The following is a 461-nucleotide window of genomic DNA, read 5'->3' as shown; positions in this document are numbered from 1 at the left end:
CCTTGCGGCGAAAATTGAGTTTCAGCAGGCAGTAAATCCGGTGAACACGCTTATGATTCCAGGCGTTACCCTGCCTGCGAAGTACCTGAAACAGCTTCTTAAATCCGTATCGCGGATAGCGTTCTGCCAGTTCAGTCAGCGCCAGGATCACCGGTTCATCACGCCGGGTATCGGGCTGATAAAAATACACCGTCCTGCTCAGCGATACTGTCCTGCATGCCTGGCGGATGCTCATGGAAAATTGTGCAGTCAGATAGCTGACAAGCTCCCGCTTTATCGCTGGTTTTAGAGCTTTTTTTCGATAACGTCCTTCAGCGCCCGGCATTCCAGACTCAGATCGGCAAACATCTGCTTCAGACGACGATTCTCGTCCTCAAGATCTTTGATTTTTTTGATATCAGCGGCTTCCATCCCGCCATATTTCGCCTTCCAGTTGTAGTAGCTGGCTTCGGAAATAGCGG

Annotated in this window: 1 pseudogene; it reads right to left on the bottom strand. The window is 50.5% G+C overall.

Annotated features, from left to right (window positions below):
• Positions 1 to 461, bottom strand: a pseudogene (locus ACG0Z5_RS23960) (transposase); the annotation flags it as partial.

The organism is Scandinavium sp. M-37 (assembly GCF_043558715.1).
GTDB lineage: Bacteria > Pseudomonadota > Gammaproteobacteria > Enterobacterales > Enterobacteriaceae > Scandinavium > Scandinavium vulneris_A.
Note: the sequence above shows the minus strand (reverse complement) of the source record. Positions and strands in the feature narration are given on the sequence as shown.